The sequence below is a fragment of the Mycobacterium sp. KBS0706 genome (genome assembly GCF_005938675.2).
Lineage (GTDB): Bacteria > Pseudomonadota > Alphaproteobacteria > DSM-16000 > Inquilinaceae > Inquilinus.
Window position 1 is genome coordinate 39182 of record NZ_VCCH02000050.1, and the last position, 19681, is coordinate 58862.

At 64.8% G+C, this 19681-nt stretch carries 18 protein-coding genes; 14 read left to right on the plus strand and 4 right to left on the minus strand.

Features of this window, described 5'->3' with window-relative positions; all coding sequences use genetic code 11:
- Positions 1-2: 2 nt before the first annotated feature.
- The 10 genes from FFK22_RS24690 to FFK22_RS24735 all read left to right on the plus strand — a co-directional run bounded on the left by FFK22_RS24690 (position 3) and on the right by FFK22_RS24735 (position 13119).
- Positions 3-938, plus strand: coding sequence for a phage tail tube protein (locus FFK22_RS24690; RefSeq protein ID WP_138891149.1), 936 nt, complete (start codon positions 3-5; stop codon positions 936-938).
- A 10-nt stretch (positions 939-948) separates the two neighbouring features.
- Positions 949-1281 carry a hypothetical protein gene (locus FFK22_RS24695; RefSeq protein WP_138891150.1) on the plus strand — a complete coding sequence of 111 codons (333 nt, stop codon included), beginning with the start codon at positions 949-951 and terminating at the stop codon, positions 1279-1281.
- 71 nt (positions 1282-1352) lie between these two features.
- On the plus strand, positions 1353-1667 hold the full coding sequence (locus FFK22_RS24700; protein WP_138891151.1) for a DUF1799 domain-containing protein: 315 nt from the start codon (positions 1353-1355) through the stop codon (positions 1665-1667).
- Positions 1664-5185, plus strand: a complete 3522-nt coding sequence (locus FFK22_RS43955; protein WP_221938827.1) for a phage tail tape measure protein — start codon at positions 1664-1666, stop codon at positions 5183-5185. Before FFK22_RS24700 ends, FFK22_RS43955 begins: the two co-directional genes overlap by 4 nt.
- Complete coding sequence (locus tag FFK22_RS24710; RefSeq protein WP_138891152.1) at positions 5178-5855, plus strand: DUF2460 domain-containing protein; 678 nt, start codon at positions 5178-5180, stop codon at positions 5853-5855. The genes FFK22_RS43955 and FFK22_RS24710 overlap by 8 nt, the downstream gene beginning before the upstream one ends.
- On the plus strand, positions 5852-6709 hold the full coding sequence (locus tag FFK22_RS24715) for a DUF2163 domain-containing protein (protein WP_138891153.1): 858 nt from the start codon (positions 5852-5854) through the stop codon (positions 6707-6709). The genes FFK22_RS24710 and FFK22_RS24715 overlap by 4 nt, the downstream gene beginning before the upstream one ends.
- Positions 6696-7106 (plus strand): hypothetical protein, encoded by a 411-nt coding sequence (locus FFK22_RS24720; RefSeq protein WP_138891154.1) that lies wholly within the window; start codon positions 6696-6698, stop codon positions 7104-7106. Before FFK22_RS24715 ends, FFK22_RS24720 begins: the two co-directional genes overlap by 14 nt.
- A 2-nt stretch (positions 7107-7108) precedes the next feature.
- Positions 7109-10570 carry a phage tail protein gene (locus FFK22_RS24725; protein WP_143956868.1) on the plus strand — a complete coding sequence of 1154 codons (3462 nt, stop codon included), beginning with the start codon at positions 7109-7111 and terminating at the stop codon, positions 10568-10570.
- On the plus strand, positions 10560-12719 hold the full coding sequence (locus FFK22_RS24730) for a hypothetical protein (protein WP_138891193.1): 2160 nt from the start codon (positions 10560-10562) through the stop codon (positions 12717-12719). Before FFK22_RS24725 ends, FFK22_RS24730 begins: the two co-directional genes overlap by 11 nt.
- A gap of 13 nt (positions 12720-12732) precedes the next feature.
- Positions 12733-13119: a hypothetical protein gene (locus tag FFK22_RS24735; protein WP_138891194.1), complete on the plus strand. Its 387-nt coding sequence runs from the start codon at positions 12733-12735 to the stop codon at positions 13117-13119.
- Positions 13120-13438: 319 nt separating this feature from the next.
- Here FFK22_RS24735 and FFK22_RS24740 read toward each other — a convergent pair whose 3' ends face one another.
- The 4 genes from FFK22_RS24740 to FFK22_RS24755 all read right to left on the minus strand — a co-directional run bounded on the left by FFK22_RS24740 (position 13439) and on the right by FFK22_RS24755 (position 16344).
- Entirely contained in the window at positions 13439-14443 is a 1005-nt protein-coding gene (locus FFK22_RS24740) for a serine protease (RefSeq protein WP_138891195.1), read from the minus strand.
- A gap of 744 nt (positions 14444-15187) precedes the next feature.
- Positions 15188-15520 carry a hypothetical protein gene (locus FFK22_RS24745; protein ID WP_138891196.1) on the minus strand — a complete coding sequence of 111 codons (333 nt, stop codon included), beginning with the start codon at positions 15518-15520 and terminating at the stop codon, positions 15188-15190.
- A gap of 23 nt (positions 15521-15543) precedes the next feature.
- Positions 15544-15795 carry a hypothetical protein gene (locus FFK22_RS24750; protein WP_138891197.1) on the minus strand — a complete coding sequence of 84 codons (252 nt, stop codon included), beginning with the start codon at positions 15793-15795 and terminating at the stop codon, positions 15544-15546.
- Positions 15796-15810: 15 nt separating this feature from the next.
- Positions 15811-16344, minus strand: coding sequence for a hypothetical protein (locus FFK22_RS24755; RefSeq protein ID WP_138891198.1), 534 nt, complete (start codon positions 16342-16344; stop codon positions 15811-15813).
- 123 nt (positions 16345-16467) lie between these two features.
- On the opposite strand from FFK22_RS24755, the gene FFK22_RS44835 reads away from it, so the two are divergent.
- The 4 genes from FFK22_RS44835 to FFK22_RS44840 form a co-directional block, all read left to right on the plus strand.
- Complete coding sequence (locus FFK22_RS44835; RefSeq protein WP_138891199.1) at positions 16468-16704, plus strand: Com family DNA-binding transcriptional regulator; 237 nt, start codon at positions 16468-16470, stop codon at positions 16702-16704.
- A complete protein-coding gene (locus tag FFK22_RS24765) occupies positions 16643-17383 on the plus strand; it encodes a hypothetical protein (protein WP_221938828.1) in 741 nt (246 codons plus the stop codon). The genes FFK22_RS44835 and FFK22_RS24765 overlap by 62 nt, the downstream gene beginning before the upstream one ends.
- A 292-nt stretch (positions 17384-17675) precedes the next feature.
- Positions 17676-19253, plus strand: a complete 1578-nt coding sequence (locus FFK22_RS24770) for a hypothetical protein (protein ID WP_138891200.1) — start codon at positions 17676-17678, stop codon at positions 19251-19253.
- Between the two features lie 313 nt (positions 19254-19566).
- Positions 19567-19681, plus strand: a 115-nt coding sequence (locus FFK22_RS44840) for a hypothetical protein (protein WP_373683760.1), incomplete at its 3' end; no start/stop codon positions are given.

Here is a 19681-nt window from a genome sequence, read left to right on the forward strand (position 1 = left end):
CCATGGCCGAACCGATCCGCTGGGCCAGCAAGACCATCCTGGTGAAGCCCGAGGCGACCTACGGCACCGATGCGGCCCCGACCGGCGCCAATGCGATGCTCCTCACGAACGTGGAATTTCGCCCCATGGAGGGCCAGGACGTCTCCCGCAATCTGGAGCGGCCCTATCTCGGCGGGCAGGAGCAGTATCCGGCCGGACTGAACGCGGTGCTGACCGGCACGATCGAGCTGGTCGGCTCTGGCACCGCCGGCACGGCGCCGGCCTGGAGCCCGATGGCGCGCGCCTGCGGCCTGGCCGAGGTGATCACCGCAGGCACCAGCGTCGAGTACAACCCCATCAGCCGGCAGCATGAGTCGGTGTCGGTGCATTTCTTCATCGACGAGACCCGGCATGTGCTGCTGGGCGCTCGCGGCACCGCCGAGGTGCAGGTCGAGACCCAGGGCTTCCCCGGCCTCCGGGTCACGTTGACCGGCCTGTGGCGCAAGCCGACGCAGTCGCCGCCGCCGGCCGTCGACTTCGCCGACTTCATGGACCCGCAGCTGGCGACCAGCGCCAACACCCCGGTCAGCACGCTGAACGGCGTCACGATGGTGACGCGGTCTGCCAACCTCAATCTCGGCAACACCGTCCAGCCGCGCCTGCTGCTCGGCAGCGAGAGCATCATCATCGTCGACCGGGCCGAGGAGCTGTCGATGGTGGTCGAGGCCCAGCCGCTCAACCTGTTCGATCCGTTCAGCCTGGCCGAGGCCCGCACCAAGGTGCCCTTCGTCCTGACCCACGGCACGGCGCCGGGCTTCATCACCACCGTCAAGGCACCGCGCTGCCAGGTCGGCCGGCTCTCCGGCTACCAGAACAACCAGGGCGTGACCGAATGGCCGCTGACCCTGCGACCGCAGCCGACCGCAGGCGACGACCAGTTCACCATCACGCTCACCTGAGAGACCGCACATGACCTGGATCCTGGACGAGAACCCGACCTTCAAGCACAGCGTCAAGGCACAGAAGCCGATCGACGGCGGGTTCGAGACCGTGAGCTTCGACGCCACCTTCCGCCTGCTCGGACATGACGAGCTGGCGCAGTACGACACCGCGACCATCGCCGGGACGACGCAGTTCCTGCAGGCGGTGGTGGTGGGCCTCGGCGGCATCGTCGGCGGCGACAAGCAGCCGATCCCGTACAGCGATGCCCTGCGCGACCGAGCGATCAACATCCCCTATGCGCGCTCGGCGCTGATCAATGCGTATTTCGACGGCGCCAAAGGCGGCAAGCTGGGAAACTAGAAGAGGCCGCCCGGCAATGGGTCCGCGGCGGTCCCAGCACAGCCGAGATCGAGCCGGAAGCCATCCAGGATATGCGCCGGTTCGGCGCGTCCGAGACGAAGATCGATGCGATGCGCAAGCGCCTCGGTCTCCTCTCGATCGGCGCTCCCGTCCGGATCTGGCCCGACAACGTGCCCGCGATCTGCGCCTGGCCCTCGGTCTGCACCCAATGGCGCACCGAAGGCGTGCCGGGCGGCCTCGGACCCGGCTCCCTCATCTACATCGGCCTCGACTACGGCGCCGCCATCGCCAGCACCAAGGCCGCAGGTATCGACCTGACCCCTGAACTCTGGGCGGACCTCCGCGTCATGGAGGCCGCCGCACGGAAGGCGTTGAACAGCCGATGACCGATATGCGCGTCGCGCTCCGGATCGAGGGCGACTCCAGCAGTGCCAAGGCCGCACTCGCCGATACCCGCCAGGGCATCGACCAGGTGAAGGCATCGGCCGCCGGCGCCGGCCCGGCCTCGGCGTCGATCGTCGCGATCGGCACCGCCGCCGGCGCTGCAGGAGCGCGGGTCTCGGCCCTCGGCGCGGCCGAGCAGGCTGCCGCCACGGCTGCGGCGGCGATGGGGCAGTCCAATGCCACAGCTGCCGAGCAGGTCCAGCAGTCCGGGGCTGCGGCTGCCGCGGCGGCCTCGGCGATCGAGGCTAGCGTCGAAGCGCAAACCCTGGCGGTCAACGACAACACCCGCGCCCTGACCGAGGCCACGGCAGCCATGCGGGCTTTCCTGGCGGCACAGGGCGGCGCCGGCGGTTCGCTTCCCGGTACCGTGCCGCCGCTCTCGGCCCAGGCCCGCGCGCTGCGGGATATCGTCGAGGCGGCCGATCCGGCCGCCCGGCAGACCCGGCTCTTGGCCGAAGCCCAGGACGTGCTGAAGAATGCGGTGCAGGAAGGCACGATCACTCAGCAGCGCGGCGCCGAGGTCCTGCAGCGCTACGAGCAGACCCTGCAGGCCGGCGGCAACCGCATGGGCGGCTTCGGCGCCGTGGCCCAGCAGGCGGGCTATCAGATCGGCGACTTCGCGGTCCAGGTCTCGTCGGGCCAGTCCGCCCTGGTCGCCTTTGCCCAGCAGGGCACGCAGGTCTTGGGGATCTTCGGCGTCTGGGGGGCCGTCGCCGGCGCTGCCCTGGCCATCGCCGCCGGCCTGGCCAACGGGTTCGGCCTGTTCGAGGACGCGACCGTCTCGTCCGACGAGGCGGTGCAGATCCATGAGGAGAACCTCAAGAAGTGGACCAGCACCGGCGAGCTGGCGAAGCAGAAGGCCGACCAGCTGGCTTACAGCTTCATCGGGATGTCCGGCGCCGCCCGCGAGGCGGCGGCCCTGGAGTTCCAGGACAAGATCAAGGGCCAGCTCGGGGCGATCGACCAGGCCGCCAAGCAGGCGATCGACGAGCTGGGCAAGGTCGGCGTCGCCTTCGACAAGGCGCGGTCACTGCCCGATGGCGAATTCGGCCTGGCGCGGATCGAACCGGCCCGCGTCCGTGTCCAGCTCGACGTCGAGATCCCGCCCGATCTCGATGCGAAGGTCCAGGCACTTTTGAAGCCATTGTTCGAGGGCAACCGCGATCGGACCTTCCTCTCCGACCTTCACCGGGATCTGCAGAGTATCGCCCAGGAGACGGACGGGGAGGCCCGCAAAGCCATTGAGGGCATCGCCAGCAGCGTCTCCCGCCTATCACGGGACACTCAGACCGGCAGCCAGGAGATCCGCCTGCTCGAAGCCCTGATGCGCTCGGCGCGCGGGACGGCGGATGAGCTGGACCGGGACGTGATCGACGCGGCTGTCGCCATGGGGCAGCTCGGCACGGCGGTCGGCCGGTCGGCGGATATGGTCGACCGGCTGATTGGCTCCATCGACCGCTACCTCAACATGCCGATTGCCCGGACCATCGTGGACCAGGCCGAGGGCTTCGGATCGCAGTTCCTGCAGACGTTCAACCGCATGCAGGCGGAATCCGACATCCGCCGGGGCATCGACAACACCCGGGCCGACGCGGCGGCGATCGGCAATGAGACGGCCGAGCGAGCGCGGGCGCGCCAGCGGGCGGTGGACCAGGCCAGGGAGCGTGCCGCCCAGGCCGCGATCCAAGGCCAGGTGATCAACGCCCAGCCGCTGATTGACGATGCCGGTGTCGCCGCCGGCGAGAAGTTCGACCGGGAGCAGGACAAGCTCGCCGCCAAGGCCGCGGTCCGTGCCGCCAAGCAGAAGAACGACTATGGGCGCGAGATCGAGCGCATCCAGAAAGCGACCGATGAGACCGAGACCCAGGCCGACGCGATCGGCCTGACGTCGCGCGCCTCGGCCGAGCTGACCGTCAAGCAGCAGCTGCTCTATGCCGCCCAGACCGCCGGCCTCAAGGTCAGCGAGCAGATGCGGGCGGAGATCGACAAGACCGCGGCGGCCTATGCCGAGCAGGGTGAGCGCTTGCGGCAACTCCAGATCGAGGAGCGCAAGCGCCAGCAGCTGACCAGCGAGGCGATTTCCCTGATCGGCGCCACGGCGACGCCGGATGAGGAGCTGTCACGCCAGTATCGCCAGCTCGCCCAGATGCAGACGGCGCTGCAGTCGATGGACCCCGGCGTCCTGGAGCGCTTGGCCGAGGCCGGCTACACGGCAGCGGACGCTCAGGAGGCGATCCAGCGCCAGCTGCAGCGGCTCAACAACCCCGAGCTGTTCGGCTTTGCCGATGACGCCAAGTCGGCGCTGGGCGACCTGGCGCGCAGCATCACGACGGATTTCAGCACCGCCGGCGATGCGCTGATGACCTTCGGCAATCGGCTGGCGGACCTGGCCGCCGAGAAGTTCATCATCGACCCGCTGATCGACCGGGCCGGACAATGGGCGGACGGTCTGATGGGCAATCTGCTGGGCGGCGACAGCGACGTCACTGCCGGCCAGCAGGCCAGCCGGGGCGGCCTCGGCGGACTGCTCGATGATCTGCTCGGGACCGGCCCGGCCAATGACAACAGCAACCTGGCCCAGGCGGATTTCGCTGTGGCGACCGCGACCATCAACGTCGCCGGCGGCGCCATCGCCGGTGGCTTGGCCGCCGGTCTGCTGCCGGACCGGCCCGACGCGACGCTCGACAAGCTGGCCGGCAGCCTGGCCGGCGACAAGCTGCAGGGTGGCGCCGGCACTGACGTGCTCGGCGGCGCCGTCGACCAGGTCGGAGATGCGCTGAACGACGTGGCCGAGGGCGTGCGCCAGGAGGGATCAGGGTTCCTCGGCAGCTTCGGTGGTGCCTTGGGCAGTCTCGTGAACGGGTTCGGCAGCCTGTTGTCCGGCGATGTCGGCGGCGGCTTGAGCGGCATCCTCAACGGCCTGCTGAGCGTCGCCGCGCCGTTCCTCGGCTTCAGCAAGGGCGCGGCCTTCGTCGGCGGCACGGTGCGGGCCTTCGCGTCCGGCACCGTGGTGAACGGCCCGACGTATTTCCCGATGGCGGACGGCCAGATGGGGTTGATGGGAGAGGCCGGCCCCGAGGCGATCATGCCGCTGATCGCCGGCGCGAAGGGCCTAGCCGTCCGCGCCGCCAACGCCAACGGGTCGGTGGTGCCGCTGCACCTGACCAGGCTGCAGGACGGGAGCCTGGGCGTTGCCCTGCCGCCGGCGGTGCCGCATGCCCGGGGCGGGGTGTTCGACTTCGCCATGCCGACGCCGCCACCGGCCAGCTTCAGCTCCGGCATGCGGACCACCGACCAGGACGTCGGCGTCCGGGGCCAGAATGGCAGCCAGGTGAAGGCGGAAATCCATCTCCATGGCGTTTCGGATTTCGACGGCTTCCGCCGATCCCGCGGCCAGGTGATGTCGAGCTTCGGCGCCGAGATGCTGCGGGCGATCCGAAGGAACGGCGGCAATGGCTAATTCCTTCGATGACGTCAGGCTCCCGATCTACATCGAGCGCGGGGCCAAGGGCGGCCCGGGCTTCAACACCACGATCAAGGAGCTGTCGTCGGGGCGCGAGAAGCGCAACCAGAACTGGTCTTTGAACCGGGGACGCTGGGACATCGGCTTCGCCATCGACGATCTCGACGGTCTGCGCCCGGTGCTGGCGTTCTTCTATGCGCGTCGGGCCCGGGCGCGCGGATTCCGCTTCCGCGACTGGGCGGACTCCGAGATGGACCGGCAGCAAATCGGCACGGGCGATGGCGCCACGCGGAGCTTCCCGATCTTCAAGCGGTACGAGGCCGATGGCCCGGCGCCGTTCGACCGGGCGATCACGCGACCGGTGCGCGGAACCGCCCAGATCTGGGTCAACGGCGTCCTTCGCAGCCTGCTGCCCGACGGCTGGGACACGGGCATGCCCCCCTCGCCGCGGCCGATGCCGCCGGCGGGCCAGGTCGCGGTCGACTTCAACACCGGCGAGGTGCTGTTCGGCACGGCGCCGGCGGCCGCAGCCGTGATCGAGGTCGCGTGCGAATTCGACCTGCCAGTCCGCTTCGACATCGACGAGCTGGGGCTCGAGCTGCGCGGCGGCGGCCTGGGGGCGATTCCGACGATCCCTATCGTCGAGCTGAAGGAACGGGACGAATGAAGGCGACCAGCCTCGCCTATCGGGCCCATCTAGACGGCGAGCTGACGACGCTGGCGACCTGCTGGCGGCTGCAGCGGCTCGACGGCCTGGTGCTCGGCTTCACCGACCACGATCGCGATCTCGTCATCGGCGTCCAGCCCTACCATGCCGCCGCCGGCTTCAGCCGCAGCGCCATCGCCAACCAGGCCGGCATGGCGGTCGACAACCTGGACGTCGAAGGCGTGCTGGACCACGAAACCATCCAGCCGGAGGAGATCCGCGCCGGGCTGTTCGACTATGCCGAGGTCCGGATCTTCCAGGTCAATTGGGCGGACCTTTCGCAGGGCCAGATGCTGCTGCGGCGCGGCCGGCTGGGCGAAGTCGTCACTCTGTCGGACGGCACCTTCAAGAGCGAGCTGCGCGGCCTGACGCAGGCCCTGGCCCAGAACATCGGCGAGGTGTACCAGACCGAATGCCGAGCCGATCTCGGCGACAGCCGCTGCAAGATCGACCTGGCGCCGTTCCGGGCCCCAGCCACGATCACCGCGGCGTTCGACCGCCGGACGGTGCTGGCGAGCTGCGCCGACCCGCGGGCCGTCGACGAGTGGTTCAACAACGGTTTAGCCCGCTTTGAAACCGGCCCCAACGCCGGCAAGGCGATCGAGATCCGCAGCTGGACCGCGACCGGGAACCTGGTGCTGCACCTGCCGGCGCCGTACCTGCCGGCGATCGGCGACGAACTGGAGCTGACCCCGGGATGCTTCAAGACCCGGGACCACTGCATCCACAAATGGGCGAACATCATCAACATGCGGGCCGAGCCGCTGCTGCCCGGCCGCGACGAGGTGCTGAGGTATCCCGATGCGACTGGTTGATGCCGCCCGCTGCTATCTCGGCGTGAAGTGGCGGCATATCGGCCGATCCCGCTTCGGCATCGACTGCGTCGGCCTGGCGCTGCTCGCCGCGCGCGACATGGGCCATGCGGTCGAGGACGTGGCCGAATACCGCCGTGGCGCCCACGGCTACGACGTGGTGCGCGAGATCGCGGCCCGGACCCAGCCGGCCTCGCTGGCCGAGCTGCGCGAGGACCTGATCATCCTGTTCCGCGACGGCATCTATCCCTGCCATTGCGGGATCCTCGGCACCAACGCGCAGGGCGCCTGGTCGCTGGTCCATGCTCATGCCAAAGCCGGCAAGGTGGTCGAGGATCCCTATGCAGCCTGGGCGGCGAAGGCGACCCATGCTTTTGCGCTGCCGGATCGGGAGGGCTGACGATGGGGCGGCTCGCGATCGGCGTGGCGGGCGCCGCTGTCGGCTTTGCCTTCGGGCAGCCCGGCCTCGGCTTCGCGGTTGGATCGGTGTTGGGCGGATTCCTGTTCCCGGAGCCGACCCAGGTGGCGAAGGGGCCGCGGCTCAGCGACCTCAGCGTCACATCCTCGGCCTATGGCCAGTCGATTGCCAAGGTCTGGGGCACCATGCGCGTGTCCGGCAACATCATCTGGAGTGACGGGCTCCAGGAACACAAGACGAAGCAGACGGTCGGCGGCAAGGGCGGCCCGACCCAGAAGACGGTCACCTATACCTATACCTGTTCATTCGCGGTCGGCCTGTGCGAAGGCGTGATGGCCGCCGCCAGCCGCATCTGGGCCGACACCAAGCTGATCTATGACGCCAGGGGCGATTCGGATCTCGATCTCGACATCGGCGACCTGGATTTCCGGTTCTATCCGGGGTCGGAAGACCAGATGCCCGACCCGCATATCGAGGCCAAGGTCGGGGCCGGCCAGACCTCCGCGCATCGGGGGATGTGCTACATCGTTTTCGAGGACTTCCCGTTGGACAACTTCGCCAACCGGATCCCGAACATCACGGTCGAGGTGGCGCGGTCGGCGTCGAGCCCGAAGCTGTACGCCGCCGCCACGCCGCTACCCGGCGGCACCACCGTCTACCAGAACAATGAGCTGGCGGTGGATTGGGACCGCGGCTCGATCTACATGGTCGATTCCGACGCGGACCCGCACCTAGCGATCATCCGCCGGTTCAAGCTGTGGACCATGGACGAGGACCGCCAGGTGCCGGTGTTCGACATCACCGGCAACGCGGCCGACGGTTTCCCGTCCCGCATCGTGACAGGGCAGAACGGCGACCTGTACTTCGCGGTGAGGGCCACGAACATCCGGCCGATCATCTGCGTCGACGGGCAGGCGTGGACGGTCAAGGGCCGCTTCGGCGACCTCGCCGCGCCCGGCGGCCTCGACAACAGCGACCTCGGCTTCGTCGGCACCGCCAGGATGGCGACGACACTGGTCTACGGCCCGGCCGGGGTGGACGAGTACGTCGCCTGCGGCGGCATCTTCGGCGACATCGGGGTGCTGAAGGGCGGCAGCCTGACCTATGTCTGGGGCGCCGGCCAGTCGATCGACGAGACGCAGGTCAATGGCCTGTGCGCCGGGCTGCCGGGCGAGATCTGGGTCCTCGGCGGGTCGCCCAGCACCGGCAGCGCGGCGAACGGCATCTACCGGATCCGGGTCACGGCGTCGGTGTCCGCCTCGCCGCTGGGGCCGGGCGTCGTCACCAATGTCGCGTTCGAGAAGCTGGACACGATCACGCCGGCGATGGTGGCGGCGGGATGGGCCAACTTCAACGGGGTGCCCAGCTCGCTGGTGTACGACCCGACCGACAACAGCGTGATCTTCCAGGTCCAGCTCGGTAACTTCCCGGCGGTCGGCCCGTCCTACACGATCAAATGGCGGGAGGGCGAAGGCATCGTCTGGAAGACAGCCACCACCATCAAGATGACCTTCGATGCCGGCGCGACCGGCCAGTTCCGGCTGCGGCGCGGCCGGTACGTCCTGATGGATTCGGGCGCGCTGCAGCAGGTCGACACCTCGACCGGCGAGGTGACGCTGGACACCAGTTGGGGAAGCAACTTCAACGGGGTCGGATCGCAGTGCTACGACGGCGGAACCGATACCATCATCGTCCAGTCCGGCGCGTTGGGGCTGACCCGCGTCTCGATCAACCGGGTCGCCGGCGACGGCGAGCCGATATCGCGCATCATCACCGATCTCTGCACACAGGTCGGGCTGTCGGCCGACGACGACATCGACGTCGCCGAGCTGACCGACGAGGTCATCGGCTACGCCATCGCCCGCCAGGTCAATGCCAGCGACGGCATCCAGCCGCTATCCGACCTGTTCCTGCTCGACCAGGTCGAGCGCGACGGGAAGATCCGGTTCCAGCCGCGGGGGCGCGCGGTGGCGCGACAGCTGACCGAAGCCGATCTCGTCCGCGAGGGCGACGGCCCGATCCTGACCGAAACGCGCCGGCAAGAGGTCGACCTGCCGGTGCAGATCACGATCACCTTCAGCGACCCCGATCGCGACTATCAGGAACAGACGGTCACGGCCCGGCGCATGCAGCTGCCGATGCCGACCATGTGGTCCTCGAACAGGACCGGGATGGAGATCGCCGCGGCCATCAACGCCGATATCGCGAAGCACCAGGCGGAGAAGATGCTGTTCTCGGCCTGGACCGAGCGCGTGGATTACGAGCTGCCGACCAGCTGGGCCCATGCGGACCTGGACCCGGCCGACGTCGTCCAGCTGACCATGAAGGACGGCTCGATCCATCGCTTCCGGCTGATCTCGGTCGATCTCGGCGCCGATCTCACGGTCCAGGCCAAGGCAGTCAGCGAGGAGACAGCCCAGTATATCTCGATCGTCCCGGTCGACCCTGGCGACTTCCCGCAGCAGCATCTGCCCTATGCCGGCCCGACCCGGCTGTTCATCCTCGACACCGTGCTTCTGCGCGACCAGGACGATGGCGGCGGCGGCAGCACGCGCGCCTATATCGCCATGGGCGGCTATGGCCAGGATGGCTGGCGCGCAGGCTTGGTCTATCGCGGCGACGATCCGGCGACGCTGGAGACAGTCGCGTCGACCACGGGAGAGATCACCTGGGGCACCGCCCTGACCGCGCTGCCCGACACCGACCGCCCTTTCGGCACCGACGAGGTGACCGAGCTGGTGGTGCTGCTCGCCACCAACCTCGACGCCGGCCTGTCCAACGTGACCCAGCTGGAGATGCTCGCCGGCGCGAATGCCGCGGCCCTGATCCGTGGCGACGGCCAGGCCGAGATCATCCAGTTCCGCAGCGCCGAGGAGACGGCGCCCGGCACCTGGCGGCTGACCGGCCTGCTGCGCGGCCGCCGCGGTTCCGACGTCTTCACCGGCGGCCATGCCGAGGGCGACACCTTCGTGCTGCTCGACGCCTTGGCCATGGACACAATGGGGCTGCCGCTGGCCCAGGTCGGGGTGCCGAAATACTACAAAGGCGTGGCCTCTGGCGCGCGGCTGGATCGGGCCGAGCTGATGTTCGATGGGCTGAGCGGCAACGACCTTCGCCCCTATGCGCCGGTGCATGTCACGGGCGCCTTGGCCGGGTCGGACATTGCCCTGTCCTGGATCCGCCGGACCCGCCTCGGGGGCGCGCTGCGCAATGGCAACTTCCCAATGCCGCTGGGCGAAGCCGACGAGCGGTACGAGGTCGACATCCTGTCCGGCGCCGGCGCCGTGCTTCGGACACTGACCACCACCGCGCCGAGCGTCCTGTACCTGGCCGCCCAGATCGCCGCCGATTTCGGGGCGGCGCCGGCCTCACTCGACATCGTCGTCTATCAGATCAGCGCCGCGATCGGCCGCGGCTTCCCGCGAGAGGTGACCCTTGTCCTCTAACCTTGCCTTCGACCAGGTCGCGGCCGCCCAGGACCAGAAGGAAGTCACGATCAACGACGCCTTTGGCCAGGTGGACGCCGCCCTGACCGAGTTCCTGCCGCTCAACCTGTCGGCCGGCAACGTCACAGTGACGGCAACCCAGGCCCGCCGGGCGACCCTTCTGCGGGTCACCGGCAATGCGGTGGCGCGTGACCTGACCCTGCCGCAGATGAAGCGCGAGATCGCGATTCAGAACCAGGGTACGGCGACGCTCTCGATCAAGCGCGGCACCACCACGATTTCGTTGGAGGCCGGCGCGGTCGCCAAGGTCTATCTCGACGGCACGGCCAACGGCCTGATGACCAGCAGCGGGGTGTCCGACGCGAAGTTCATCCGCTTGACCGACGCGCCGTCAAGCTATGTCGGCCAGGCCAACAAGGTCGTGCGGGTCAATGCGGCAGAGAATGGTGTCGAGTTCGTCGCCGCCGGCGCCGGCGTGACCAACTTCCTCGACCTGAGCGATACGCCAAACGCCTACACCAGCCAGGCGGGCAAGGTGGTGCGCGTCAACCCGGGCGCCACCGGGCTGGAATTCGGCGACATGCCGGCGGCCGGCGGATTCCGTGGCGCGCTGGTCGACCTGACCGCGAACCTGACCGGCGTGACCTTCCCGATCGGCGTTCCGTTCGATCGCGCCCGCTACGACAGCAGCCGGTTCTGGCTGGGGCCGGACCTGACCTTCACGGCCGACGCGGCCACCGACCAGATCACGGCCGTGGCGCACGGGATGGCAACCGGAGAGGGCCCGTTCTACCTGACCACCACGGGGGCGCTGCCGACCGGCCTGGCGGCCAACACCAAGTATTGGGCCATCCTGGTCGGCGCGAATGTGCTGAAGCTGGCCACCAGCAAGGCCAACGCCCTTGCGGGCGCGGCGATCGACATCACCACCGCCGGCAGCGGCACCAACGCACTGTCGCGGGGGCGCTATCTGGCGATCCCGGCCAATGTGCCGCGGGTGCGGATTACGGCTGGGGTCGAGTTCGAGAACAACGTTACTGCCGCCGGATCGGTGATCATCTCGATCCAGAAGAACTCCGCCGACTTCTCCAGCTCAGTCGAGCCCGCCTATGGCAGCCCTCTCAGCGGTCCTCGGCAGGGCTCGACCGGCTTCAACAACAACAACTCCTCCCTGGTCACCGGCGTGATCGAGGTGGCCGAGGGCGACGTCTTCGCCATTCGGGCGAACGTCAACATGTCGGGGCAGGACCAGGTCCTGGCCTCGGCGCGGACCTTCTTCGCGATCGAGGTGATCGAAGCCTGGGCCAGCCTCCCCGACGCGCCGGCGGACGGGACGTTCTATGGCCGGAGGAACAGCGCCTGGACGGCTGTCCAACCATTTGACGCCGACCTGGCGGCGATCGCGGCCTTGGTCAGCGCGGCCGACCAGGCACCCTACGCAACCGAGTCGGGCAGCTGGGCGATGATGACCGTGACCGCGGCTGTCCGGACGGTGCTCGACGACACCACCACCGCGGCCATGCTGGCGACGCTGGGGGCGCTGCCGACGGCCGGCGGCACCATGACAGGCGATCTGCTGACGAACGGGTCCCGGCTGGCGATCGGCGGCGTATACGCGCACGTCGCCGGCATCACGCCAAGCCTGCAGGTCAACGACCCGGGCTCTGGCGCCACAATGGGTATCACCCGCTGGGACGCGAGTGCTGCCCAGGCCCGCGTCCTGCTCGGCAAGTCGCGCGGCGGCGCCAATGGAACCCACGGGATCCTCCTGGTCGGTGACACCGTCGCCGAAATCCTGTTCGCCGGGAGCAACGGGTCTCTTTTCGCCCCCTCCGCATCGATCCAAGCGGTGGTCCAGGCCACGCCGAGCGGTGCCGGCGTGCCGTCGCGACTCGTCTTCCAGACGGGCTCGACCGGCGGCATCGGCGAGCGACTGCGGATCGACGAGGTCGGCAATGTCGGCATGGGCGGCGCCAACACGGTGATCAGCGCTGCGCGACACTTCCGGCTGCGCTCCTACACGGTGGCAACCCTGCCGGTCGGCACCGCCACCGAGATGATCTACGTCTCCGACGGCTCTGGCGGCCGCCGGTTCGCCACTCACAACGGCACCAACTGGTGCTGGGCCGACGGCACCATCGTTTCCTGACAACGAGGCACACATGGCGATCACCGATATCACCGTCCCCTATGAGATCCTGATCCGCTTCGGAGAGGATGGCGCGCCGCACGGCGCCCACGTCCAACGGCGGCGGATCGTCGAGTTGGACGGCGAGCGCCTGAAGGACGAGGTGCTCCCGGCCGAGCCGCTGGCGCTGGAGGGCTTCCCGACCTCCGCCATCATGACGGGGGCGCTGCAAGAAGCCCTGGTGCGGATCCAGCAGCTGCAGGACCAGATAGAGGCTATGGCGGCCGAACTGGACACGGCCTCGGCGTTGGGCCAGCAGGCCGAGGCCCAGATTGCCACCCTAAATGCCCAGATCGAGGCGCTGCAGGTGGCGCAGGATTTCGCCAACGCTCGCGCGCAGGAAGCGGACCTGCAGTCGTAAAGCGCGGGGCCGGGGGCGACCCCACGGATCTTGAACACGTGAAGATTGAAACGGGAGGCGCGGTGCTGCGCCGCGCCTCCTCTTGACCAGATTCGACCCTAAGCGGTCGGGAGGCGCGGCGTCGGCGCCGCACCTCTCCGTCAGACCGGTCTCGGCTCGATGCGGACATGGGCACGGTCCAGGTGCAGTGCCACGTCATCCGTCTGCTTGCGAGCCCGAGCAGACAGCAGGTGCGGCCCATTACCGCGCAGGCTGCGATTGATGTGGCAATCCAGCCAGGCGCCTGGCGGCACAACTTGCCCGGGTCGAGGAAGGGTCGTCAAAGATAGGGCGCAACAAAATCAAGAATCTGGGCGGACGGAATGGCTGCATTGGATTTGCTTACACCCCCCTCGTGCTGGGACTCGAATGCATTCACCACGAGGCCAATGCATAAACCGGCTTCATCAAGGACGGGTCCACCGCTATTGCCGGGGGCTACGATGTTCGAGATGATGACATACTCGCCGCCGTAATAATTCTTCACTAGCGCGTTCACTTCTCCGCCATGAGCAAGTATATATGGCCCATTAGTGGTCGCTATCGTCGGGTAGCCCAGGGTGATCGTACGTGACAAAACGATCGGCTCGCCTATCAGGAAAATTGGAATGGGAGGTTCGCTGCATTCAACTGGCAAGAGAGCGAGGTCTAGCTCGGGGTGAAGAATCCAATTTTCGGCTAGGGGCCCATATTTCATGCCGCTTGGCTCGCTAAAATTCAAAAATGTGATCCCGTCAGCAGGATCAACGTTATGCTTTGCTGTTATGATTACGCTTTTTGCGCAATTGGGCTCGGCCGTGACGAAGCCAGTTCCCGTGCGATAATCACCACATTTTTCCACAAAAACTGCAGGAACGCTCCGCCGATATTTTTGCGCAACATAGCTTGGCCCAAATAGGACATTGTCCAAAATCCGCAGAGCACAGAAGCCGGCAATCCTATTTTTATTCCATTGATATTTGACGAAGCTGTGTTCGCCCGTAAAGCTGTTATCAAATATCAATCCCCATTCAACTAATCGTCGAAAGATAGTGGTAACAATGTTGATGGCAGTGCCTTTACTGGTGTCTCCGCACGCCATGACGAGATTCAAGAAATCCTGGCCGGTAAAATGACCTAGATTGAGAAGCTCTTTTCGTTGTTCAAAATTCTTTGATTTCCCAAATGTTCGGGCGATCAACTCAAAATAAAGTTGATCTTGGGAGACTATGTTGAGCAGCTTGACAGCTGCCATGACTTCGGGTGGAGGGCTAGAGGCCAATTCGTCGATGGCTTTTGCGATCAATTCTCAACTCCTTGCTGAAATGTGCTTCGACATGCATCGTCCTGAGAAGTGAACCGTGCCGTTAGTGGCTAGTTAGCCCGGCTGGAGCCGCGATATAGTGGGTGCCAACCGACAGATAACCGTCAGTCATATATATGAGCACCTAATTCCTCGAAACGCACGGTTCCCGTGAAGTCTGCAACACGCGCTGCCGCAGGTCCGCTGTTGCCCATTGCGGACTCAAAGCCGGCCAGCATCGAGGTCGGGCCATGGCCGCTCCTCACCTTTTGTGGACGCCAGTTGCAGCGGTGCCGCTCCGGACGCGAGGTCCGCTCCTCGCATTCCGGTCGGGTGCGCCGCAGCAAGCGAGGCCGACCTGGACCGAGTCGGCCCTCCGACCTGTTCTCCTCAATGCCGTACCGCACCGTCAGTCAGGTCGGGAGCATGAGTCCGCCTCAGTTCGCGGCGATGGACGCGCTCTTCAACTCGGGGTTCCGCCCACAGGTCTGGGGCTCCGACAGTGCTGGCTGGCGGGTCGGACCGCGCCGTATCCCGACGCGCACCAAGAAGAGCCTCGAACGGCGGGGCTGGATCACGGCTGAGAGCAGCCGCTTCGCCGATGGCGAGACGGTGGATCGGTTGGTCGCCACTTCGGAGGGCCGACGTGCCTTCATTGCAGCCGGTGGCAACCCTGGTTCAGCGGGAGTGAAAAAGCGCCAGCGCCGCTTCCACAGAAGCTAGCGGGTGGACACGGCGTCAATCCGATCAACGTGACGGTCCGAGCAGTGAAACACCGGGCGGGCGCCGGCTGTCGGCCTCTCGCGCCTCCTTCTCGTCAGCCATCTGGCCCATGGCCCTGATCACAGTGTCGGGATCGCCGGTGCAAATTCGCCCCCGCTCCAGGAGATGGCGGTTGACCATGACCTTGTGTTCATAGGGCAACTCGATGATCCGCATGTAGACTAGGTAGAAGCGCTTGAACGCATCCACCTTCTCTTCCCTGCGGCCAACATCCATGGCCCCTAGGGCCTGTAGCGTTGCCCACTCGTATTCCTCCGCCTGCTTGCGGATCGTCTCGTCGCTGTGCGCTACCGTCATGTTCCGTCTCCATTGATCGAGGTTCATTCCGGGTTGCTGCCTGGAGCGCTGTGCAGCGGCGGCGACAGTCTCCGGCCACCGTCCAGCCACGCCGCGAGACCGTGCTCACGCCGGCCGACAGTCCAACCGGAATCGATCAGCTGATCGACGATCTGGCTGGCGACGATGCCGGCCATGATCTCGTCCATGCCCTTCTTTCGCCGGCTCGGGTGCCCGGTCAGACCACGCAGCACGATGCCGATGTCCCATTCGAGCCTTTTACGAAGGTCTTCCATCAGCGTGCCCTTGGCTCAGATCTCAGCAAAGCCTTCCGGCAGGCGACCGAAGCTCGCCAGGATGACCGGCTCATCGTAATCGCCGGCATCAGGATCCGCGGTCTGCTGCACCGCCATCGCGCCGGTCGCTCGGCCAGCTTCGACCATCTGCTCGGCGGCCCGGAGAGCTTGGCCCTTGGCTTTGAAGCCGGTATCCGGCAGCCGCTGCCACCCGATCCGTTTGCCCTTCTTGGCTTGCATCTCGCCCCATTTGACGGCGGTCACTACGTACAGCGTGTTCCGGCCGCTGCGGGCCGCATCGACATACTCGGGGGTCTTTGTCTCAGCGTTCAGCCGTGCGGCCACGAAGACGGGAGCCTGCGGCAGTATCACCGGTTCGGCATTCGAGGGAGCCGCATCGCTCGGCGACTCTGCCGCCTCGGCCTTGGCCTTGGCCAGGAAGGAAGCCTCGGCAGCCCGCACCGCTGCCTCCAGCTCGGCATTCGGCGCTGCCGGATCGAGCGGCAGGGCCAGGGTTATCTGGGGCTTGGACTTCTTCGTCCTCTTCATCGAACACCTCCGTCCGGTGCGACGGGGGCCGGGCGCGCCAACGCCCTAGCCGCGAGACAGGCACTCGCTCGTTTCCGACCCGTCGATCGCCGCGCGACGATGTGAACAAAATAGGAACATACCTTGCGAGAGTCGAGTCGATTCGTCGACCTGCGATGCCGCTGCGGACGCTTGCTCTGCCGCGCAGAGCCAGGTAGAGGCATCGAGATCAAGTGCCCGCGCTGCCGGACACTGATCCGCGTTATCCCGGCCGAGAGCCCACCACCCGAACGCCCCGGAGCGTCCACGAGGACGCTTCATGGGGAAGAGACCCGCGCACCATCCGGCGCCGGCGGCGCCGTTCGTCCCGCCGGCCGGTGAGGCCCCCGACTACATCGTCGGGGAAGACAAGGCGGTGCTGGGCTTCGGCTCGGCATCGCTTTTCGTGGCCCTGATCCCTCGCGCCGAAGCGTGCGAGGTGATCCGGGCGCATCACTATTCCGGTCGGGTGGTCAACAACAGCTATATCCATCTCGGCGTATGGGTTGGGGGAGAGCGACTGGGCGTGCTGCAACTCGGCTATGCCCTCAACCCGCGCCGGGTCGAACACGTCGTCTCCAATACCGGCATCGACGAGTACCTCGAACTCAATCGAATGTGGCTGTCTGACAAGGCTCCCAGGAACAGCGAAAGCCGGGCACTGGCCTATGTGGTCCGCTGGCTTCGACGAGCGCTGCCGCGCATCCGCTGGATCCAGAGCTTTGCGGATGAGCGCTGTGGCGGCTGGGGGGGCGTCTATCAGGCCGCCAACTTCACGTATGTCGGCAGCCATATCTGCGATTTCTGGCTGCTTGATGGCGAGGTCTACCATAAGGTCACGGTGACGGCGAAAAGGCGGTCCGGCGATAGAGGGGCACACCTGCGCGCGAATATCAGTCGCGCGACACGGGCACGTTATCGACAGTTCCGCTACGTCTTCTTTGTGAAGCCAAGCGCTCGCCGTGACCTGAGGATGTCCATCTACCCGTATCCGAAAGTGAGCCAACTGCTGGCAGCCTGACCGACTGGAACGGGGATGCTTCGTCGTCCCCGTTTCCTTCCGTCTACGGCTCCTTGCGGGCAATCATATGATCTCATGGCTTCCCTGAAGCGGACGTCTCTGGTGATCCATTCTTTGCCCGAAAGGCGCCTCAGGTACGGCGGAGAGTTGTCATCGATCGCGTGCCGGCGGCGGATGTGCACAGTGCCGAAGCAACAGTCTTCAAGAAGTGCTGTGTGCTTCATTTGTTCTTTTTCGCCGTGGCACCGGGAGCGGTTTGAGAAAATCACGATTCCGGCATATATATCGATGCATGACGATCAAACGCCTCCCAAAGTTCGCCGAGCGGCATTTCTCCCTTCTCTGCTCAAACGATGGGGCCCTATGCACCCATAGCGAGGAAGATGAGAATGGATGGGATTACCTAGTCGAATTCGAACCTGAGGCTTCCAGCAAGCCAATTGATATGCGGCCTGGCCGGCAACCCGCTTATGTTCAAATTAAGTCAAAGCCCAAATTAGAACCTCAGTGCACAATTACAGTTTCCAATGCGCTTAAATTCGCTAAGAATAAATCGCCGTGTTTTATAATCTTGGTTGTTGCTAGTACTATCAAAAAGCCTGTCAGGTACTTTGCCATTCATTTTTGGAAGGATCTAATAGAACGTGCTCTTGAGGCAGGTCGTAAGGCGGAGCGTGACGGAACCAAGATCAACAAGATGACTTTGACCATTACGTTCACTAATAATGATGAAAAAGGTGACAATGTTGTTTCATGGATGCATGACACGATAAGGAGAATTCCAGATTATGAAAATACTAAAGCTAAAATGGCTGAGGCAGCCGGATTTGATGGTATATTTGGAACTGGGCATATCGATTTCGGTGAGCAGGACCCAGCAGACATCGTTGATCATTTCCTAGGATACAAGGAAGATCTAAAAATAAACAAATTGTCACTTTCGACGGTTAGATTTGGTATTGCGATTCCCGAGCAGGATATGGGCCCTGGTCGAGTCCAGATAACACAGGCCAGTCCGAGGGATTGTGTTATTAGAATTAAGAATATCAAAACCAGCGAAGAATTACGATTCAATGGACAGATATTAACACCTGGAATCAGGGTGTCCGAGGAGCTTTTTAAGCTTAGAGTAAAATCTGAGTTTTTTGATATGGTATATAAACTTGATGGAAAGGCCGATTGGACGATAAAGGTTGAAACTGGTGATAAGTACCCGTTGCGCGATATTCACAAAATATCAACAGTATTCTATTGGCACGCGACCCAACGGATAGATGTTCAAATTTGGATAGACAAGCAAAGGCTGATAGGCAGCGTCATAGAAACGTCGGCAGACAAGCTTGGAATGGGTCAAAATGCGATAGATTCTTGGGGCAGCTTGTCTGTTTGGACCGAACTTCTACGAAGAATTGTAGGAGATGATGGGGAATCTGACTGTAAACTTGCGCTGTCGGACTTCAATTCAAATTACAAGGAGATGATCGATTTTTGGAAGCTTCATATATTTGAAGAAATAACTATAGTAGATAGCAAGCCAACAGAATATTCCCATAATGTGGATTGTGCAATATATTATACCTACATATATGTAGGAGAATACGTGTTCTGCTCCATAATTAAAAGAGATGTAGTAAAATTTGACGAAACAGGCGGCGTACGAAAGATCGTGCTGGGCAAGCCGGAGATGGTCGAATCTTGCTATAAGGACGCATCGGATGGGAGAGCCATTCCGCAGCTTGAAGAAGATTGCAATCGCTACATGAAAGTACACAGCGGTTCGGATGCGATCAATCTCGGTGGCCAAATCCTCGACTTGGTGGCCGAGCGGCGAAGTCACGGTGTCCCTATCTCAGGGCCGCAGGACGATTAGTAAGCCAGAGGCGCCCGGTTCCAGCGCGACGGCAACGGGACGCGCGCCGTCATGTGCGTTTCGGTAGCCGAGTTCGATGGCCGATTTCCAACATCCTCGCCGATAGGCGGGTCGGGAAAAGGCCGGATTTGGCCAAACCGGGCTGTGTCCGGTTCCCGACTGCCGGCACGATGGCCGCTTCTGAATCGGACCGGATGCTTTTGGAGCAATGCCCTGAGTTCCACTCCTCACCCATTTCGGACAGCGGTAGCGCGTGCCAAAGCGGATGCCCGACCATGCCAAACCGCGCGCCCGGCTATAGCAGGCCGACCGCATCCTCGGGCCCAGGGGCGGCCGGATCGTCTTCCAGGGCATGCAGAACCACACGGCAGAGAGCATCAAGTCGCTCGAGGGCTACGACATCGCCTGGGTCGAGGAGGCGCAGGCGC

Bases quoted from the DNA above. Each gene is read 5' to 3' on its own strand.
- FFK22_RS24710 (WP_138891152.1), top strand. From the start codon at position 5,178: ATGGCTAATTCCTTCGATGACGTCAGGCTCCCGATCTACATCGAGCGC.
- FFK22_RS24720 (WP_138891154.1), top strand. From the start codon at position 6,696: ATGCGACTGGTTGATGCCGCCCGCTGCTATCTCGGCGTGAAGTGGCGG.
- FFK22_RS24695 (WP_138891150.1), top strand. From the start codon at position 949: ATGACCTGGATCCTGGACGAGAACCCGACCTTCAAGCACAGCGTCAAG.
- FFK22_RS24755 (WP_138891198.1), bottom strand. From the start codon at position 16,344: ATGAAGAGGACGAAGAAGTCCAAGCCCCAGATAACCCTGGCCCTGCCG.
- FFK22_RS24715 (WP_138891153.1), top strand. From the start codon at position 5,852: ATGAAGGCGACCAGCCTCGCCTATCGGGCCCATCTAGACGGCGAGCTG.
- FFK22_RS24700 (WP_138891151.1), top strand. From the start codon at position 1,353: ATGCGCCGGTTCGGCGCGTCCGAGACGAAGATCGATGCGATGCGCAAG.
- FFK22_RS24745 (WP_138891196.1), bottom strand. From the start codon at position 15,520: ATGACGGTAGCGCACAGCGACGAGACGATCCGCAAGCAGGCGGAGGAA.
- FFK22_RS24770 (WP_138891200.1), top strand. From the start codon at position 17,676: ATGACGATCAAACGCCTCCCAAAGTTCGCCGAGCGGCATTTCTCCCTT.
- FFK22_RS24725 (WP_143956868.1), top strand. From the start codon at position 7,109: ATGGGGCGGCTCGCGATCGGCGTGGCGGGCGCCGCTGTCGGCTTTGCC.
- FFK22_RS24765 (WP_221938828.1), top strand. From the start codon at position 16,643: ATGGGGAAGAGACCCGCGCACCATCCGGCGCCGGCGGCGCCGTTCGTC.
- FFK22_RS24750 (WP_138891197.1), bottom strand. From the start codon at position 15,795: ATGGAAGACCTTCGTAAAAGGCTCGAATGGGACATCGGCATCGTGCTG.
- FFK22_RS24735 (WP_138891194.1), top strand. From the start codon at position 12,733: ATGGCGATCACCGATATCACCGTCCCCTATGAGATCCTGATCCGCTTC.
- FFK22_RS24690 (WP_138891149.1), top strand. From the start codon at position 3: ATGGCCGAACCGATCCGCTGGGCCAGCAAGACCATCCTGGTGAAGCCC.
- FFK22_RS43955 (WP_221938827.1), top strand. From the start codon at position 1,664: ATGACCGATATGCGCGTCGCGCTCCGGATCGAGGGCGACTCCAGCAGT.